Genomic DNA, 16,674 nt, shown 5'->3' with positions numbered 1-16,674 from the left:
TGAGTGTGTCACAATTTATGGGATACTTAAAAGGAAAAAGTGCAATGATGATATTCAATCGTCATGCAAATCTGAAGTATAAATTCGGAAATAGGAATTTCTGGGCAACAGGATATTATGTAAGTACAGTCGGTTTAAATACAGCAACGATTCAAAAATATATCAGAGAACAGGAAAAACAAGATCAAATTGAAGATAAGTTGAATACAAAAGAGTATGAAGACCCTTTTAAGGGTAGCAGATAATCATACCACCAAAGCTTGAACGAAGTGAAAGCCAGCGTCATTTAGGCGCTGGCTCTTAATAAGCCCTTATAGGGCTAGTGCAAACCACGTCTTTTAGGCGTGGTTATGATTGAAAAATCATTGTCAAAAGGAAAAGAAAGGAATATAATAAACATCAAATTGTTTTTATATTTATACAAAAGAAAGAAGGTCATTCTTATGAGTGGGAAAAAAGCAGTTTATTTTATCAATGTGAATCGTGATTTTGGATATGTGTCCTATCTGGTGTGGGACTGTCTGCAGGAAGAAGGCTTTTTGCAGAAAGAAACAGATATGATTTTTGACGGGAACCCAGTCATGGCTTATGAAGATCAGGCAGGGAACACCTTTTATTTTGCACCCACACAGACAGCCATCTGTCTGGACTACAATAAATATCTGCCGGACATGAACAAGTATTTTGCTGACTGTGATGTATCTGGTATGGTTACATGGCATGAAGGGGAGCGTGCGCCGGAAAAAGTGCTGACGGTACATTCTCTGGGGGATTTGCCTTCTGGCGTATTCGGTGCCGCAAAACCCAGACTCATGCGGAATCTCATGCTGGCAGTGGAAAAGAACCGGAAAGAATTGGGGCTGGAGGACTACCATGTGGCAACAGAAGCCACTCACTGGTCTGGTGTATACCACGGCGAAGGAGATCCTACCCTGCTGACAAAATTTCCTGTGGCAATGATGGATATTGAAGTAGGCAGCGAGCCAGACAGCTGGAATAACAAAGAGGCAGCAAGAGCCTTGGCACGTTCTTTGACACAGATTTTTGAGGACGATGGCAAGAAAGTCCATCAAATTCTCTGCGTAGGCGGCGTACACTTTGAGCCCAACTTTGCGGAAGCTGTGTTCACCCAGTGGGGCGAGGACGAAACCTTTGGGGTGACCCATATTCTGGCGAACCAGTGGCTGGTATCCGGTCATTATGAGGATGAAACAGGCATCCAGCGGGCAAGTGACTGCATTGATGCCATCGACGGCGGCGTGGAAGCGATCTTCTTCCATGATAAAATGAAAGGCTGCTACAAAGACCTGGTGAGAGCGCTGGGGGCAAAATATCAGATTCCCATTTACAAACATCAGAAACTGCGTACACCGGCAGAACTGGAATGGACAAAATAAGGATAAAAAGAGAGCTGTCGTCAAAGGCTCATTTCATTCAAGCCTTTGACGAGTAGACAGAAGCATAAAGGCGAAATTCCATCGGCTAAAAAGCCTTGAAACTTCGCCTTTTCCTCGTCGGAAGTGAATTCCGACTGCGGATTCCAGTTGGGAAACACTTCGTTTCCCAAGCCCTTCTGCTTCCTTGAAAAAAGTAAAATTTAGTTTTTGATAGTCAAAGGCTGTGAAACCGAAGTTTCACAGCCTTTTTGTGTAAGAAGGTATGTGTGTTTTATTATAGAATACAGAAGGATTGGTGTATTCTTTATGGATAATGTATTACAGAAAATGTCAAGGATTTCTCCATATTAGGGTGTGTAAAGGGAAATCAATAAGCGGCGAATCTTTCACCGTATGCTTTGCAGTTTGCTTTGCCGTCAGCGTCGGGCATGCCGCAGAGGATCAGACCATCGTCAAAGAGGTTTGCGCCAGCTTTTGTGCATCTGTCTTCCCAGTCGCGCATCCACTGACCGTCGCCCCAGCCGTAAGAGCCGAACAGGGCAACTTTTTTGCCTTTCAGACTGCCTTCCACAGCGGAGAAGAAAGGTTCGAATTCCGCTTCTTCCAGCACTTCATCGCCCATAGCCGCGCAGCCGAAAGCAATTTTGTCATAGTCTGCTACGTTGCCATGAAACGCATCTACGGAAAACACTTCAGCATCAGAGCCGATACCAGCGGCAATCTCATTTGCCATCATAGCAGTATTGCCTGTGCCGCTCCAATAGATTACAGCAATTTTACTCATAATTGTCCTCCTTTTTTTGAAAAAAAGTTCTGAAAAATATGTATCTGGTCAGGCTGCGCCTAAGAGGGAAAGAATAGACGAGCCTGCAGTTACCTGTTCCATCATCTGGTCACGGCAGTCACGATAGCACTGGAAAATGCGCAGTGCCCGTTTTTCATCGCCGTAAACCTTCCAAAATCCAACGCATTTGTAATTTTGACCTTTTTCACGCATGAAAGCAAATACGTCGGCAGGGGGATAACCCAGGAAAAAGCCGATTTCATGGGGAAAATCACCGTCTGCCTGCATCCGTTTGCGCAGATGGGCAAGTGTTTGTGTCATGGCATCTTTTTTGCCGATACGGGCAGGGTAGCCAAGGGAAATGAGATAATCCCGCACATGGGGTACCCGCAGATACCGCATCATGGCATTTTGACGATAAACCATGATGAATACACGGTTTTTAAAACTATAAAGATATACGATGCAAATGCCTTTCTCCGCTAACTTTTTGCCATAAAGAGCGATTTCTTCTTTGCACTTGGGCAAAAGGGAAAGAGGCAGGGAAAACAGATTGGATTGCTTTCTGCCCAGCAGGGTAGGGGCTGCGTGATGGATCAGTTCCGCTTCAAAATCGGACATGGGAATCCTCCTTTCTATGAATCTTTTTGGTTAGCTGTGGCTAACCGACAAGTAAAAATCAACAACAGTGTTCTGCCAAGATACGTTTCAGGGCAGAAGATGAGCTGCTGTGAGAACGGGCAATGGAAATGTTGTTTTTTTCCGCTTCCTGTACGGCACCTGTTGCCATGATGTGAGAAACGGTGGAAGTAAACAGAATAATCAAATCTGCCTGTCCAATCTGGGAACGGAAATTCCCTGGCAGCTGTGTGAACACCTTGCTTTTGCAGTTGAATTTCTTGCAGATGTCCATATACTGACGAACCATGCGGTCGTGACCGCCCACGATAACAACGCTCATGTGCAGAACCTCCTTTGTTATTTACAATTGTTAGCCATAGCTAACTTTGTGTCAAAATTAATAGTTAGCGTTTGCTAACTTCTGGATACATCCTATCACGTTTTTCATAGACTGTCAATAGGATTTTTGAAAAATATTTTATGATTTCTGCTCTGCCATATGACTTTCATAGTGTGCCTTCATGCAGGAGAGGGTTTCTTCGCTGAGAACATGCTCTAAACGGCAGGCGTCAGCTTCTGCTGTTTCCGGGCTGACACCTAAAAACATGAGGCATTCTTTGATGAAGCAATGGCGGTCGTAGATGTTTTGTGCCACCTGTCTGCCTTTGTCTGTCAGCAGAAGCTGGCCGATATTGCCGATGGTCACATAGCCGCCTTCTTTTAATATGCTGACAGCGCGGCTGACGCTGGGCTTGGAAAAGCCCAATTCCGTTGCTACATCCACAGAGCGTGCGATGCCGTTTCTTTTTTCCAATATCAAAATGGTTTCCAGATAATTTTCTCCAGATTCCTGTAATTTCATATGTGTCACACCAACCTTTTTCTCATCATCCTTCTTTCAAAAGGATACACCATTTTTTGTAAATAGTCATTGACAACAAAAGTTAGCAATAGTAAACTTGTGGAGTAAGCATTGAATAATTAGAATTGGAGGAATGAATCATGTGGAAAAATTGTTTGGAATGTGACAGAAAATGGGTGTTCTTGGGCGGTATCGCCGCAGCGCTGGTAGGCGGCAAAATTCTCAAGAGCAAAAAGACCCGCGAAGTGACTGTGAACGCTGTGGCACAGGCCATGAAGCTGCACAAAGATGCACAGGCTACTTTCGCAAACATCAAAGAAGAAGCGGAAGACATCTGCTTTGACGCAAAACAGCAGGCTGCCGAAGCGTGCGACTGCGAACAGTAAGAAGCGGGGGCATGTTATATGAAATATGCCATTTGCTATGACGGTCCCGGCAGGCTTCGTCTGCGGTTGGGACAGCATGCCTTTTCCGAGAAAGAAGGATGGGGTATTGCCAGTCTTTTGCGGCAGAAAAGTGGCGTGGAACGGGTGTGTACCTGTGCCCAGAACGGCAGTATCCTCATTTACTATGGCAAGGAAATTGCAAAAGAAAATCTGCTGGAGTTGGTAGGAAAGCTGCGTCGGGCAGATATCCCCAAAGTGGAGCCTACAGGGGAAGAAGATGTGCAGGCTATTGACCTGCGGTTTCAGGAAAAAATTTGCAGTATGGTACTGCGGCGGGCGGCGGAAAAACTGCTGCTGCCAGTGCCCTTGCAGATTTGTAAGACCTGTCTGCGAGCAGTGCCTTTCCTGTGGCATGGACTGCAAAGCCTGCTCCATGGGCGCATGAATGTAAATGTGTTGGATGCGGCAGCTATTGGCGCTTCCATGCTGAAGCGTTCCTTCTCCTCGGCATCGTCTATTATGTTCCTGCTGTCCTTCTCGGATATTCTGGAGGACTACACCAGAAAACGGACAGAAACCGCTCTTTCTGCCAGCCTTGCCATCCAGATCGATAAAGTTTGGCTGGTAACGCCGGAGGGAGATGTGCAGATTCCCCTTTCTGATGTGAAAGCGGGGGATTTGCTCCGCATTCGCACAGGCACCATGATTCCCATTGACGGCAAAGTCCGGGAAGGGGAAGCCATGGTAAACGAGGCAACCATGACAGGAGAACCGCTGGCAGTGCGGAAGGCAGAAGGGGCGATGGTCTACGCCGGAACATTGGTAGAGGAAGGCTCTGTGGCTGTGGAAGTCATGGCAGTCAATGCCCAGACACGTATCCAGCGAATCATGGACCTTATTGCCGCTTCGGAAGAACTGAAAGCCAATGTGCAGGGGAAAGCGGAACGACTGGCAGACCGGATTGTCCCTTATCATCTGCTGACAGCGGCAGCGGTGTTCCTGCTCACCAGAAACACCACAAAGACCATGGCAATTCTGACAGTGGATTACTCCTGTGCCATCAAACTGGCAACGCCCATTGCTGTCATTTCCGCCATGCGGGAAGCGGCAAACCATCGGATGATGGTCAAAGGCGGCAGACATCTGGAAGCCTTTGGTGCGGCAGATACCATTATTTTTGACAAGACAGGCACTTTGACGGAAGCCTGTCCTCAGGTTTCTCAGGTCATTGCCTTTGGGGATTATGAACGGAATGAAGTGCTGCGGACAGCGGCATGTCTGGAAGAACATTTCCCTCACAGTGTGGCTCGCGCCATCGTCAGACAGGCGGCGGAAGAAGGTCTGTTCCATGAGGAACGCCATGCGGAAGTGAAGTATGTGGTTGCTCATGGTATCGCTTCGGAATTGGAAGGCAAAAAAGTCGTTATTGGCAGCCCTCACTTTGTTTTTGAGGATGAGGGCATTCCCTTGAAAGAGGCTGACAGGGAAAAACTGGACGCTGTGGACAGTACAGACTCTGGGGTTTATCTTGCCATCGGTGAGGATTTGGCAGGGGCTATCTTTATTCATGACCCCGTCCGTCAGGAGGCGGCGGAAGTCATCGAAGCCCTGCGGCAGACGGGCATCCAGCATATCATCATGATGACAGGTGACGGGGAAAAAGCAGCCCGTACTGCCTGCCAGCAGCTGGGCATCACAGAATATTACGCCCGTGTGCTGCCGGAGGATAAGGCGGCAAAAGTGGAAGAAATCAAAGCCCAAGGCAGAACGGTCATTATGGTAGGGGACGGCATCAACGATTCTCCGGCTTTGTCCGCTGCCAATGTGTCCGTTGCCATGAAGGACGCCTCAGACTTAGCCAGAGAAGTGGCAGATATTGCTCTGCTCTCTGGGGAACTGTGGGAGCTGGTGACACTGCGTCACTTAAGTCAGGCGCTCATGGGACGCATCTCCAGAAATTACAAGGCAATCATTGGATTTAATACATCTCTGCTTTTGCTGGGACTGGCAGGCATTTTGCAGCCTACGGTTTCCGCTTTCTTCCATAACCTTTCTACCGTTGCCATCAGCGGTACTAGTATGCGTCCGCTGCTGCCAAGGGGGAAAGAAGAACAGACTGCCTGAGGGCAGAAAGGAGGCTTTTTATGGGAAGTGTGGCAACGGCGGTTTTGACAGCACTGCTGGTGATTGTGGTTGTCATTTCCGTCAAAAGTTATTCCAAAAAATTGACGTCCGGCTGCTGCGGAGGCGGTGACGTACCAAAGCCCCGGAAAGTTGACAAAAACCCCGACCACTACAGCTATCATGTGATGCTGGAAATAGAGGGCATGACGTGTCAGAACTGCGCCAAACGGGTAGAAAACGCCTTAAACGCCATAGATGGCGTATGGGCGGAAGTAGACCTAAAACAGAAACGGGCAAAGGTGCGGCAGAAAGAGCAGATTCCTGTGGAGAAGCTCTGTGCCGCTGTGGAAAAAGCCGGGTATCACCCAAAGATATAAACAGAAGCCGTTTTTCTTTTTCAGAAGAAAAGCGGCTTTTGCTTTTTGAGAAGAAGCTATGGTATCATAAGGCAAAAGGAGGGATGGACATGGAACTGGAAACAAGACGTTTGCGGCTGCGTCCTTTGACGGAACAGGACGCCGAGGGGCTTTTTGCTTATTGCAGTCATCCTGCCGTTGGACCTAGGGCTGGCTGGAAACCCCATGAAACCTTGGAAGAAAGCCGGGAGATACTGGAACAGGTATTTTTGAAGGAGCCACACGTTTTTGCCATAGAGCAGGAGGGCAGGCTCATTGGTACCGTGGGTCTGGTGGATGATAACAAACGGGAAAACGCAGAAGCGAAAATGATAGGGTATTCCTTGGCTTTTGACTGCTGGGGGAAAGGCATCATGACAGAAGCGGTGGAAGCGGTGCTGGTGTATGGTTTTGACTTGCTGAATCTTTCCATCATTACTGCCACATGTTACCCGGACAATCCCGCTTCTGCAAAGGTGCTGGAAAAATGCGGTTTTGTATACGAAGGCACTTTGCGGCAGGCACAGATACGCTTTGACGGCAAAGTACAGGATTTTCGCTGTTATTCTGTCACAAAGGCGGAATATGACGAAAAAAGACAGGGACTTTCCTCATAAGGTCTTGTCCGTCCATTGCCGAAACCTGCCTCATATCGTATAATAAAGGCAGAAAAGAAAATGGGGTGAGAACGTGGAAATCATCAACTGGAAAGAATTGCTCTATCCTTATGCCCAGACCGTAGACGAACTGCTGTTAAAGTTTCGCAGTCTGGACAAAGAATGCAGACAGCTGGGCATTTATTCGCCCATTGACTCCGTAACGGGGCGGCTGAAACGTCCTGCCAGCATATTGGAAAAAGCAGGCAGAAAACAGATTTCGCCGGATAGAATTGAAGAAGAAATTGAGGATATTGCGGGCATCCGTATCCTTTGTCAGTTTGTGGAGGACATTCCTAAGGTCATTGAAATGGTGCGCAAGCGCAAGGATATGACTGTCATTGAGGAGCGGGACTACATCACCAACACAAAGCCCAGCGGTTACCGCAGCTATCATATGATCATCCGTTACCCTCTCTTTACGGCACTGGGGGAAAAGACTGTGCCTGCGGAAATTCAGATTCGTACCAATGCCATGAATTTCTGGGCAACGGCGGAACATTCCCTGCGGTATAAATATAGCGGCAATATTCCTCAGGATTTGCAGGACAGACTGAAAAACTGTGCTGAAGCGGCTTTCCATCTGGATCAGGAAATGGCAACCATCCGGGAGGAAATCACCAACGCCCAGCGGCTCAATGAAATCAAAAACAATCTGGTAGCCAATATTCTGGAAAATATACAGAATTTATATTTTGTGGCAAAACTGGATGATATGAACGAAATCAATAAGGAATTTATCCGTCTTTGGAACGGCGATGACATGGAAGCTTTGAAGGAGTTCAACGAAAAGCTGAATATCATGGCAGAAATGTATCGGGTATAGAAAGGAATTTGTATGGGATTATTTGCCATTGGGGATTTGCATTTCGGCTTTGCCGTCAGCAAGCCCATGGATATTTTCGGAGAAAACTGGAAAAATCACAGTGAAAAAATCATAGAAAACTGGAAACGGGAAGTAACAGAAGAAGACACGGTGCTTTTGCCGGGGGATATTTCCTGGGGCATGCGTCTGCCGGAAGCGGCGGCGGATTTGGATGTCATCGACAGTCTGCCGGGACGGAAGATTCTGCTTTCCGGCAACCATGACTATTGGTGGAAATCCTCCAGCCGTCTGGCAGGACAATATCCGGAGATGGCGTTTCTGAAAAATGATGCTGTGCCTTGGGAAAAGAGTTTCATCTGCGGCACAAGAGGATGGCTCTGTCCCAATGAGCGCAGTTTTACGCCGGAGGATGAGAAAATCTATAAACGGGAGCAGATTCGCCTGCGGCTGTCTTTGGATGCTGCCATAAAAGCAGGGGCGGAGGATATTATCGTCATGATGCATTTTCCGCCGGTCAATGAAAAACGGGAGCCGTCGGCTTTTACGGAGATTCTGGGAGAATATCCGGTGAAACGGGTGGTTTATGGGCACCTACATGGAGCGGCAAACCACAAAAACGCTTTGCAGGGCGAGCGGGACGGCATCCTCTATGAACTGGTAGCGGCGGATTATCTGGATTTTTGTCCAAAACGGATTCTGTAACAAAAAAAGCGATTATGAAATCTCAAGGAAAGATTTCATAATCGCTTTTTATTTTATTGATGCAGATCCAGCTTTAGGAAAATGGATGTTTCCATGGGGCTGTTGTTATAGGGCGGGATTTCTTGAAATCCCAGTTTGGCATACAGATGCAGGGCACCCTTCAAAAAAGGCAGGGTATCCAGCAGCATGGCATCGTAGCCCATTTCTCTGGCGTCGTCAATGAGTTTTTCCACCAGATGCTCCGCAATGCCCTGACCACGAAAGGCATCTTTCACATAAAGCCGTTTCAGTTCACATTCCGTATCCGAAAGGGGGCGCAGGGCAATGCAGCCGGCAATGGCATCATCCACCAGCGCCAGATACAGTCTGCCTTTGGGCATCCCGTATTTTTCCTCTAGATGATCCAGTTCTCTGTCGTAATTCTGCAATTCCAGAAAAGCGGCAAAAGATGGATCGGCTTTCAGCAGGAAATCCGTATATTCCAGAAACAGGGCTTTGACTTCTTCCGGTCGGTCATAGGCAGGACAAATGGTCAGGCTCATACTTGCTCGCCTCCCGTATCAGTCCTCGTAGTCGTTAGCTGCGTCCAGGATCATATTTTTCAGTACTTTGGTATCAAAACCATCCAGTTCCAATTCCAGAGACAGGTTTTCCAGTTCATCTTCATCAGGCAGATAATCCGCTTCAAAAGCAGAGGTCAGGTCGTCCTCAAAAATGATTTCCCCTTCGATGGTCCATGCGTCTTCGTCTTTGCTCAAAGAAAAAATATTTACTTCTGTGATTTGCAGCATGATAATACGCCTCCTTAAAAATTCATACGCTCTCTTTTGTTATTTCTGCCGCTGTTTCTTGCCGGAGCGGCGTTTTCTTTGTTTGGTTCCTGTTTTGGGTGTGTCCTTTTTCCGCACGGAATAGCCGAAAGAGCCGACCTGTTCTCCCAGTGTGAAATATCCCCCGTGGGAATAGCAGATGGGCTTGCTGCGGTTTAAGTGGAATTTCCCTGTCTTGTCGAAATATTTTTCGCTGACGCTGACGGAAACCACTTCTGCAAGGAACATATGATGGCTGCCCAAAGGAACAATTTCTTTTACCTTACACTCAATGTTGACCGGGCTTTCCAGTATGATGGGGCAGTCTACTTTTTCCCCTTTTTTGGCTGTCAGGTGCATTTCAGTGAATTTGTCCACATCTCTGCCGCTTCTGACGCCGCAGAAATCACAGGCATAAGTCAGGTCTTTGGTGACCAGATTGATGACAAATTCTCCGCTTTCCTTAATCAGCTCATAGGAGTGACGCTCAGGACGGATGGAAACGTAAGTCATGGGGGGATTGGTATTGATGGTGCCAGTCCATGCCACGGTGATGATGTTTTTCTGCTCCATATTGCCGCAGGATACCATAACGGCAGGGACGGGGTACAATACGGTGCCCGGTTTCCAGATCTGTTTTTCCATGGGAGCCCTCCTTTTTTTTGCCAAGTCATTTTTAACGTTATTTATGATATACGACCATGGTATATTTGTAAAGACGAAAAAACGTAGAAAAGGTGTTTGAATTTTTGTTCAATTCTTGCATCCCTTTTCTTTTTTGCGTATGATGATAGGCAGAAGAAGCAGTTGACATACAACGAGGAGGAAAACATGGAATTACCATTGGCATATATCAACGAAATGAAAGCATTGCTGGGGGAAGAATACGAAGCGTATCTGGTGTCTTTTGAGGAAGTCAGACTCTACGGCCTGCGGGCAAACACTTTGAAAATTTCTCCGGCGGAACTGGCAGAAAAAGTGGAATTTTCCCTTTCCCCCGTACCATGGTGTGAAAGCGGATTTTACTACGCAGAAGGGGAACGTCCTGCCAAGCATCCCTATTACCACGCGGGGCTGTACTATTTGCAGGAACCCAGCGCCATGACACCTGGTGCCATGATCCCCATTGAGAAAGGAGATTTTGTGCTGGATATCTGTGCGGCACCCGGTGGAAAAACCACCCAGCTGGCGGCAAGACTGGGAGGAACAGGACTGCTCATTTCCAACGACATCAGTGCCGGACGGGCAAAAGCACTCTTGAAAAACGTGGAAATCAGCGGCATCACCAACGCCATTGTCATGAGTGAACCGCCGAAAAAGCTGGCAGAACGGTTCGGCGGATTTTTTGACAAGATTTTGATTGACGCTCCTTGTTCTGGGGAAGGGATGTTCCGCAAAGAGCCGGATATGGTGAAAAGCTGGAACGAGGAATTGCTCACATTTTGCAGAGAACAGCAGGCGGATATTCTGGAACACTGCGCTTCCATGCTGAAAACAGGGGGAATGATTCTCTATTCCACCTGTACTTTTGCAAAAATGGAAAACGAGGACAGTATCCAGACATTTCTGGACAATCATCCGGAATTTACGCTGGTTCCATTGGAAAAGAACTGGGGCTTTGTGCCGGGTTGTGAACCGTTGACGGAATGTGTGCGGCTCTATCCTCACAAAATCAAAGGGGAAGGGCATTTTCTGGCGTTGCTGCAGAAAACAGGAGAACCAACGCCATGCAGTACACCCACAGAAGCCAGCATTGGTGAAAAAGAACTGGAACCTTTCCGCCAGTTTGCCAAAGAAACCCTTACGGGCAAATGGAAAGGCACATTTCAGATTTACGGGGACAGCCTGTGTCTTTTGCCGGAAGGGGCACCTGCTACCAAAGGTCTGCGGGTACTGCGGAGCGGCTGGCAGCTGGGAACATTGAAAAAAGGACGGTTTGAGCCTTCTCAGGCATTTGCCATGGGGCTGAAAAAAGAAGAAGTGAAGAACGTGCTGGACATGTCTCTTTCTGACGAGAGAGTCATCCGTTATCTGAAAGGGGAAACACTGGAAGCGCCGGAAGCAAAAGACGGCTGGACGCTGGTTTGCGTGGATGGTTACCCCTTAGGCTGGGGCAAGACCCAGAAAGGACGGCTGAAAAACAAATACGCCGTAGGTTGGAAATGGGAATAAGAAATACAGAATACAAAATTGTCTTTCAATAAAAAACAAATGTACGATTGTGGTTGACAAATGGAAAAATATTCGTACAATAAAACTATCATGAATTCTGTTTGAAAATCTGCATGGAAAGAAAGGGCGAGTGAATATGGCAGTGACAACATACATAGGCACCAGAAACAAAGACATCACCGCGTCTGCATCAGAAGCCATCCTCCGTGGCATCTGCCCTGACGGCGGTCTGTATATTCCCAAGGAAATCCCCAAAATGGACAAGACTCCCGAAGAACTCATGGGGATGGATTATCGGCAGTTAGCCTATGAAGTATTGAAGCTGTATCTGGACTTTACGGAAGAAGAACTGAAATACTGCATCGAACATGCGTATGATGAAAAATTCGATACAAAAGAAATCGTACCTCTGGTGAAAAAAGGGGATATGCTTTATCTGGAATTGTTCCACGGCAGAACACTGGCATTCAAAGATATGGCGCTGTCTATCCTGCCTTATCTCATGAAAACAGCGGCAAAACGTCAGGGACAGAAAGAGGAAATCGTTATCCTGACAGCTACCTCCGGCGATACTGGAAAAGCGGCGCTGGAAGGCTTCGCTGGCGTGGACGGTGTGAAAATCATGGTATTCTTCCCGGAAGATGGTGTCAGCCCTGTGCAGAAACTGCAGATGACTACCCAGGAAGGGGACAATACTTGCGTGGTAGGTATCAAAGGGAACTTTGACGATGCCCAGAGCGCTGTAAAACGGATTTTCACGGACAAAGAACTGGCGGACGAACTGGAAAAGAGAGGTTATCGTTTCTCCTCCGCAAACTCCATCAATATCGGCAGACTGGTGCCCCAGATTGTATATTACTACTGGGCATATATTCAGGCTGTGAAAATGGGCGAAATCAAATGGGGAGAACCTTTGGACTTTACAGTGCCTACAGGGAACTTCGGCGACATCCTGGCTGGCTGGTATGCGGCACAGATGGGTCTGCCCGCAGGTCATTTTGTCTGCGCATCCAATGACAACAAAGTGCTGTATGATTTCTTCCGCACTGGCGTTTATGACAGAAACCGCGCCTTCCATGTAACTGTTTCTCCTTCCATGGACATCCTCATTTCCAGCAATCTGGAACGTCTGCTGTGCCACATGGGTGGACAGGACAAGACAAAGGCGGAAATGGCTGCTTTGCAGGCAGAAGGGAAGTACACAGCGGAAATCACCGAAGAACGGATTTCCGGGGAATTTGCTGATGAAGCGGAAACTTTTGACGCTATCCGCAGAGTATACAAAAACACAGGCTATGTGATGGATACCCATACAGCAGTGGCTTATGCGGCGGCGGAAAAATACAGAGCAGAAAGCGGCACAAAGAATCCTATGGTCATCGTTTCCACCGCAAGCCCTTACAAATTCACCAAGGACGTTATGACTGCGCTGGATGAAAAATATGCAGAGGGCGACGCTTTTGAACTGATGAAAGAATTGGAAAACATCAGCGGCGTGGCTATCCCTGCGCCTATCCGGGGCATTGAAACAAGAGAAATCAGACACAAGAATGTCTGCGAAAAAGACGCCATTGCCGATTTTGTAAAAGGCTGGCTGTTATAAGAGTATGAAAAAGGGTGGCTGTTCCTCCTGTAAGGACAGTTACTCTTTTTTGTGTTTCAAACAAAAGATTTTTTCTCTTGTCTTATGACCTTGGGCAGATTGACGGAAAACGAAAAAGTGGGGAAAAGCCGTTGCTTTTGCCTTTTCTATGCAGTACAATAAAACTAGCATCCTATGTGCAAATGGTAACTTGTTTACAATCATATACAAAGAAAGAGGAGAAGCATCATGAAAATGTTTATCGACACCGCTAACGTGGATCAGATCAGAGAAGCGAATGACCTGGGCGTCATCTGTGGCGTAACCACAAACCCTTCCCTGATTGCAAAAGAAGGCAGAGATTTCGTAGAAGTTGTAAAAGAAATCACAACTATCGTGGATGGTCCCATCAGTGCGGAAGTTATCAGCCTGGATCATGAAGGCATGGTAAAAGAAGCTAGAGAACTGGCTAAAATCCACAAAAACATCGTTATCAAAATCCCTATGACACTGGAAGGTCTGAAAGCGGTTAAAATCCTGACAGCAGAAGGCATCAAAACAAACGTAACACTGATTTTCTCCGCTACACAGGCGCTGATGGCTGCAAGAGCAGGCGCAACATATGTAAGCCCTTTTCTGGGCAGAGTGGACGACATTGGTTCCGTAGGCATGACTCTGATCGAAGAAATCGTTGATATCTTTGATATCCACGGCATCGAAACAGAAATCATCGCTGCTTCCATCCGTAACCCTCTGCACGTCATCGACGCTGCAAGAGCTGGCTGCCACATCGCAACCATCCCTTACAATGTACTGATCCAGATGGCAAAACACCCTCTGACAGACATCGGTATCGAACGTTTCCTGAAAGACTGGGAAAGCGTACCCAAGAAATAAGAAACATCTTTTTGTAACGGAAACCAAAATATGTTTTGATGAAAATTGCCCTTTTTTGAAAGGGCAATTTTCGAAATGGGAGGAAAAACGATATGAATATTGATAACTTGACTGTAAATACCCTGCGTTTCCTTTCCGCAGAAGCGATCCAGAAAGCAAAGAGCGGTCATCCCGGTCTGCCTCTGGGCGCTGCACCCGCTGCTTACGCACTGTGGGCAAAGGAAATGAAAGCAAACCCCGCAAATCCCAAATGGGACGACAGAGACCGTTTTGTACTGTCCGCAGGTCATGGCTCCGCACTGCTGTATTCCCTGCTGCATGTATTTGGCTACGGTCTGACCATTGAAGATCTGAAAAACTTCCGTCAGAGAAATTCCCTGACACCCGGTCACCCTGAATACAAACACACAGCAGGCGTAGAAACAACTACAGGCCCTCTGGGTCAGGGTATCGCAAATGCTGTTGGTATGGCACTGGCTGAAAGCCATCTGGCAGCAAAATTCAACACACCTGAATACAAAGTGGTTGACCACTACACATACGCACTGTGCGGCGACGGCTGCCTGCAGGAAGGCGTTGCTTCCGAAGCAGCTTCTCTGGCTGGCACAATGGGTCTGTCCAAACTGATTGTACTGTATGACTGCAATAAAATCACCATCGAAGGCAGCACAGATGTTGCATTCACAGAAGATGTGATGAAACGCTTTGAAGCTTATGGCTGGGATGTTGCAGAAGTAACAGACGGCAACGATGTAGACGCCATCGCAGCAGCTATTGCGGCAGCAAAGAAAACAAACAAACCTTCCCTGATCAAAGTAAACACACTGATTGGTTACGGCGCACCCAACAAACAGGGCAAAGCATCCGCTCACGGCGAACCTCTGGGTGAAGAAGAAATCAAGCTGACAAAAGAAAATCTGGGCTGGAACTATGAAGAATCTTTCTTTGTTCCCGAAGAAGTCAAAGCACACATGGCAGCATGGGCAGCTGAAGGCGCAAAGAAAGAAGCTGCTTGGAACGAAATGTTTGCAGCATATGCAAAAGCAAACCCCGAACTGGCAAAAGAATACGAATTGTGGCACAGCGACAAGCTGGCAGCAGATCTGCTGAATGACGAAGATTTCTGGAAAGATGAAGGCGACATCGCGACTCGTGCAACTTCCGAAAAAGTACTGCAGAAAGTAGCAAAAGTTGTTCCCAACCTGTTTGGCGGCAGCGCTGACCTGGCTCCTTCCAATAAATCTGTTATGAAAGACAGAGAATACTACAGCAAAGAAAACCCAGCTGGCTCCAACGTACACTTCGGTATCCGTGAATTTGCCATGACAGCTATGGCAAACGGTATGGCTGTACACGGCGGCGTAAGACCTTATATCGCTGGTTTCTTCGTATTCAGTGATTACATGAAAGCTGGTCTGCGTATGGAAGCCCTCATGGGTCTGCCTGTGATCAGCATCTTTACCCATGACAGCATCGGCGTAGGGGAAGACGGTCCTACTCATCAGCCTATCGAACATCTGGCAATGCTGCGCAGCCTGCCTAACTACATGGTATTCCGTCCCTGCGATACCAGAGAAACTGCAGCTGGCTGGTATGCAGCACTGACACATACTACAACACCTACCGGTTTGATCCTGTCCAGACAGAACATGCCTGCACTGGAAGGCACCGGCAAAGACGCTCTGAAAGGCGCTTATATCCTGCGTGACTGCGAAGGTACACCTGATGTACTGCTCATGGCAAGCGGTTCCGAAGTAGAACTGATCTACAAAGCTTATGACGAACTGGCTGCAAAAGGCGTGAAAGCAAGAGTCATCAGCATGCCTTGCTGGGAACTGTTCGCAGAACAGAGCGACGAATACAAAGAAAGCGTTATGCCTAAGGCTGTTCGCGCAAGACTGGCTGTAGAAGCAGCGGCAGACTTTGGCTGGCATAAATTTGTAGGTCTGGACGGCGACGTGATCTGCATGAATGGTTTCGGCGCATCCGCACCTGCAGGCACCCTGTTCAAAGATTTCGGTTTCACCGTAGAACAGGTTGTGGAAAGAGCAATGGCTCTTGTAAAATAAGAAGTTTTGTATTTTATGAAGGGACGGCACGGCTCTTTCCAAAAGAAGGGGTCTCGCCGTCCTTTTTTACAGCCTGCAAATAAAAAGTCAAGGCTAAATTAAAAGAACATTGAAAATTTTATACAGGTTGAAAATTGGGTATCAAAATAAGACCACCACACCAGTGCTGGTCTGAAAATTGTAGTGGATAATTAGGATTCTGGAAGAGTTGCAAGATATTCTTTCACTCGACCATAGTAGATTCTTAGAAACTTGTTGGCACCCGCTGTCATGTAGACATAGTAAGGTTTACCTTGAGCACGTTTCTTATCTAAAAACCGATATACAGGGTCATCCTGTGGCTTGGTTTTAATCAAAGCATCCATTACTTGAAACAAGGTTTTCCTGAGCTC

The 16,674-nt window shown here is 47.3% G+C and carries 20 protein-coding genes and 1 pseudogene; 12 read left to right on the top strand and 9 right to left on the bottom strand.

What is annotated here, in order from left to right; genetic code table 11:
- On the top strand, positions 1-245 hold a 245-nt coding region (gene tnpA, locus BUB35_RS14655; RefSeq protein WP_143185467.1), incomplete at its 5' end, for an IS200/IS605 family transposase.
- A gap of 198 nt (positions 246-443) precedes the next feature.
- A complete protein-coding gene (locus BUB35_RS14650; protein WP_072852962.1) occupies positions 444-1,397 on the top strand; it encodes a D-aminoacyl-tRNA deacylase in 954 nt (317 codons plus the stop codon).
- Between the two features lie 20 nt (positions 1,398-1,417).
- Here BUB35_RS14650 and BUB35_RS19100 read toward each other — a convergent pair whose 3' ends face one another.
- The 5 genes from BUB35_RS19100 to BUB35_RS14630 form a co-directional block, all read right to left on the bottom strand.
- On the bottom strand, positions 1,418-1,567 hold the full coding sequence (locus BUB35_RS19100; RefSeq protein ID WP_153801604.1) for a hypothetical protein: 150 nt from the start codon (positions 1,565-1,567) through the stop codon (positions 1,418-1,420).
- Between the two features lie 197 nt (positions 1,568-1,764).
- On the bottom strand, positions 1,765-2,181 hold the full coding sequence (locus BUB35_RS14645) for a flavodoxin (RefSeq protein WP_072852960.1): 417 nt from the start codon (positions 2,179-2,181) through the stop codon (positions 1,765-1,767).
- A gap of 48 nt (positions 2,182-2,229) precedes the next feature.
- Complete coding sequence (locus BUB35_RS14640) at positions 2,230-2,802, bottom strand: DUF3793 family protein (protein WP_072852958.1); 573 nt, start codon at positions 2,800-2,802, stop codon at positions 2,230-2,232.
- 58 nt (positions 2,803-2,860) lie between these two features.
- Complete coding sequence (locus BUB35_RS14635; RefSeq protein ID WP_072852956.1) at positions 2,861-3,142, bottom strand: DUF2325 domain-containing protein; 282 nt, start codon at positions 3,140-3,142, stop codon at positions 2,861-2,863.
- A 138-nt stretch (positions 3,143-3,280) separates the two neighbouring features.
- On the bottom strand, positions 3,281-3,664 hold the full coding sequence (locus BUB35_RS14630; protein WP_072852954.1) for a metal-dependent transcriptional regulator: 384 nt from the start codon (positions 3,662-3,664) through the stop codon (positions 3,281-3,283).
- Positions 3,665-3,804: 140 nt separating this feature from the next.
- On the opposite strand from BUB35_RS14630, the gene BUB35_RS14625 reads away from it, so the two are divergent.
- The 6 genes from BUB35_RS14625 (at position 3,805) to BUB35_RS14600 (ending at position 8,753) form a co-directional block, all read left to right on the top strand.
- Positions 3,805-4,050 (top strand): DUF6110 family protein, encoded by a 246-nt coding sequence (locus BUB35_RS14625; protein WP_022253602.1) that lies wholly within the window; start codon positions 3,805-3,807, stop codon positions 4,048-4,050.
- A gap of 18 nt (positions 4,051-4,068) precedes the next feature.
- The gene (locus tag BUB35_RS14620) at positions 4,069-6,174 is read left to right on the top strand and encodes a heavy metal translocating P-type ATPase (protein WP_072852952.1); all 2,106 of its coding nucleotides are present in this window, start codon (positions 4,069-4,071) and stop codon (positions 6,172-6,174) included.
- A 20-nt stretch (positions 6,175-6,194) separates the two neighbouring features.
- Positions 6,195-6,551 carry a heavy-metal-associated domain-containing protein gene (locus BUB35_RS14615; RefSeq protein WP_072852950.1) on the top strand — a complete coding sequence of 119 codons (357 nt, stop codon included), beginning with the start codon at positions 6,195-6,197 and terminating at the stop codon, positions 6,549-6,551.
- Between the two features lie 89 nt (positions 6,552-6,640).
- Positions 6,641-7,186 (top strand): GNAT family N-acetyltransferase, encoded by a 546-nt coding sequence (locus BUB35_RS14610; protein ID WP_072852948.1) that lies wholly within the window; start codon positions 6,641-6,643, stop codon positions 7,184-7,186.
- Positions 7,187-7,259: 73 nt separating this feature from the next.
- On the top strand, positions 7,260-8,051 hold the full coding sequence (locus BUB35_RS14605) for a GTP pyrophosphokinase (protein ID WP_072852946.1): 792 nt from the start codon (positions 7,260-7,262) through the stop codon (positions 8,049-8,051).
- 12 nt (positions 8,052-8,063) lie between these two features.
- Entirely contained in the window at positions 8,064-8,753 is a 690-nt protein-coding gene (locus BUB35_RS14600) for a metallophosphoesterase (protein ID WP_072852944.1), read from the top strand.
- 53 nt (positions 8,754-8,806) lie between these two features.
- Here the strand turns inward: BUB35_RS14600 and BUB35_RS14595 are convergent, their stop codons facing one another.
- Genes BUB35_RS14595 through BUB35_RS14585 form a run of 3 tightly spaced genes read right to left on the bottom strand, consistent with a single transcriptional unit; the run spans position 8,807 to position 10,207 of the window.
- Entirely contained in the window at positions 8,807-9,295 is a 489-nt protein-coding gene (locus BUB35_RS14595; RefSeq protein WP_072852942.1) for a GNAT family N-acetyltransferase, read from the bottom strand.
- 18 nt (positions 9,296-9,313) lie between these two features.
- Positions 9,314-9,544, bottom strand: coding sequence for a hypothetical protein (locus BUB35_RS14590; RefSeq protein WP_072852940.1), 231 nt, complete (start codon positions 9,542-9,544; stop codon positions 9,314-9,316).
- A 39-nt stretch (positions 9,545-9,583) separates the two neighbouring features.
- Positions 9,584-10,207, bottom strand: a complete 624-nt coding sequence (locus BUB35_RS14585; RefSeq protein ID WP_022364000.1) for a flavin reductase family protein — start codon at positions 10,205-10,207, stop codon at positions 9,584-9,586.
- A 186-nt stretch (positions 10,208-10,393) separates the two neighbouring features.
- Between BUB35_RS14585 and BUB35_RS14580 the strand changes: the two genes are divergently transcribed.
- The 4 genes from BUB35_RS14580 to tkt all read left to right on the top strand — a co-directional run bounded on the left by BUB35_RS14580 (position 10,394) and on the right by tkt (position 16,282).
- The gene (locus tag BUB35_RS14580; protein ID WP_072852938.1) at positions 10,394-11,734 is read left to right on the top strand and encodes an RsmF rRNA methyltransferase first C-terminal domain-containing protein; all 1,341 of its coding nucleotides are present in this window, start codon (positions 10,394-10,396) and stop codon (positions 11,732-11,734) included.
- 136 nt (positions 11,735-11,870) lie between these two features.
- On the top strand, positions 11,871-13,337 hold the full coding sequence (gene thrC / locus BUB35_RS14575) for a threonine synthase (protein WP_072852936.1): 1,467 nt from the start codon (positions 11,871-11,873) through the stop codon (positions 13,335-13,337).
- A gap of 228 nt (positions 13,338-13,565) precedes the next feature.
- The gene (gene fsa, locus BUB35_RS14570) at positions 13,566-14,213 is read left to right on the top strand and encodes a fructose-6-phosphate aldolase (RefSeq protein WP_022253613.1); all 648 of its coding nucleotides are present in this window, start codon (positions 13,566-13,568) and stop codon (positions 14,211-14,213) included.
- Between the two features lie 92 nt (positions 14,214-14,305).
- Complete coding sequence (gene tkt / locus BUB35_RS14565; RefSeq protein ID WP_072852934.1) at positions 14,306-16,282, top strand: transketolase; 1,977 nt, start codon at positions 14,306-14,308, stop codon at positions 16,280-16,282.
- A 191-nt stretch (positions 16,283-16,473) separates the two neighbouring features.
- On the opposite strand, the pseudogene BUB35_RS14560 reads toward tkt, so the two are convergent.
- Positions 16,474-16,674: pseudogene (locus tag BUB35_RS14560) on the bottom strand (IS110 family RNA-guided transposase); the annotation flags it as partial.

This window comes from Anaerotignum lactatifermentans DSM 14214 (genome assembly GCF_900142265.1).
In the GTDB taxonomy this organism is placed as follows: domain Bacteria; phylum Bacillota; class Clostridia; order Lachnospirales; family Anaerotignaceae; genus Anaerotignum; species Anaerotignum lactatifermentans.
Note: the sequence above shows the minus strand (reverse complement) of the source record. Positions and strands in the feature narration are given on the sequence as shown.

What these genes read in the sequence shown, in the direction of transcription:
- BUB35_RS14650 (WP_072852962.1), top strand. Translation starts at nt 444, where the DNA reads ATGAGTGGGAAAAAAGCAGTTTATTTTATCAATGTGAATCGTGATTTT.
- BUB35_RS14645 (WP_072852960.1), bottom strand. Translation starts at nt 2,181, where the DNA reads ATGAGTAAAATTGCTGTAATCTATTGGAGCGGCACAGGCAATACTGCT.
- BUB35_RS14640 (WP_072852958.1), bottom strand. Translation starts at nt 2,802, where the DNA reads ATGTCCGATTTTGAAGCGGAACTGATCCATCACGCAGCCCCTACCCTG.
- BUB35_RS14635 (WP_072852956.1), bottom strand. Translation starts at nt 3,142, where the DNA reads ATGAGCGTTGTTATCGTGGGCGGTCACGACCGCATGGTTCGTCAGTAT.
- BUB35_RS14630 (WP_072852954.1), bottom strand. Translation starts at nt 3,664, where the DNA reads ATGAAATTACAGGAATCTGGAGAAAATTATCTGGAAACCATTTTGATA.
- BUB35_RS14625 (WP_022253602.1), top strand. Translation starts at nt 3,805, where the DNA reads ATGTGGAAAAATTGTTTGGAATGTGACAGAAAATGGGTGTTCTTGGGC.
- BUB35_RS14620 (WP_072852952.1), top strand. Translation starts at nt 4,069, where the DNA reads ATGAAATATGCCATTTGCTATGACGGTCCCGGCAGGCTTCGTCTGCGG.
- BUB35_RS14615 (WP_072852950.1), top strand. Translation starts at nt 6,195, where the DNA reads ATGGGAAGTGTGGCAACGGCGGTTTTGACAGCACTGCTGGTGATTGTG.
- BUB35_RS14610 (WP_072852948.1), top strand. Translation starts at nt 6,641, where the DNA reads ATGGAACTGGAAACAAGACGTTTGCGGCTGCGTCCTTTGACGGAACAG.
- BUB35_RS14600 (WP_072852944.1), top strand. Translation starts at nt 8,064, where the DNA reads ATGGGATTATTTGCCATTGGGGATTTGCATTTCGGCTTTGCCGTCAGC.
- BUB35_RS14595 (WP_072852942.1), bottom strand. Translation starts at nt 9,295, where the DNA reads ATGAGCCTGACCATTTGTCCTGCCTATGACCGACCGGAAGAAGTCAAA.
- BUB35_RS14590 (WP_072852940.1), bottom strand. Translation starts at nt 9,544, where the DNA reads ATGCTGCAAATCACAGAAGTAAATATTTTTTCTTTGAGCAAAGACGAA.
- BUB35_RS14585 (WP_022364000.1), bottom strand. Translation starts at nt 10,207, where the DNA reads ATGGAAAAACAGATCTGGAAACCGGGCACCGTATTGTACCCCGTCCCT.
- BUB35_RS14580 (WP_072852938.1), top strand. Translation starts at nt 10,394, where the DNA reads ATGGAATTACCATTGGCATATATCAACGAAATGAAAGCATTGCTGGGG.
- thrC (WP_072852936.1), top strand. Translation starts at nt 11,871, where the DNA reads ATGGCAGTGACAACATACATAGGCACCAGAAACAAAGACATCACCGCG.
- fsa (WP_022253613.1), top strand. Translation starts at nt 13,566, where the DNA reads ATGAAAATGTTTATCGACACCGCTAACGTGGATCAGATCAGAGAAGCG.
- tkt (WP_072852934.1), top strand. Translation starts at nt 14,306, where the DNA reads ATGAATATTGATAACTTGACTGTAAATACCCTGCGTTTCCTTTCCGCA.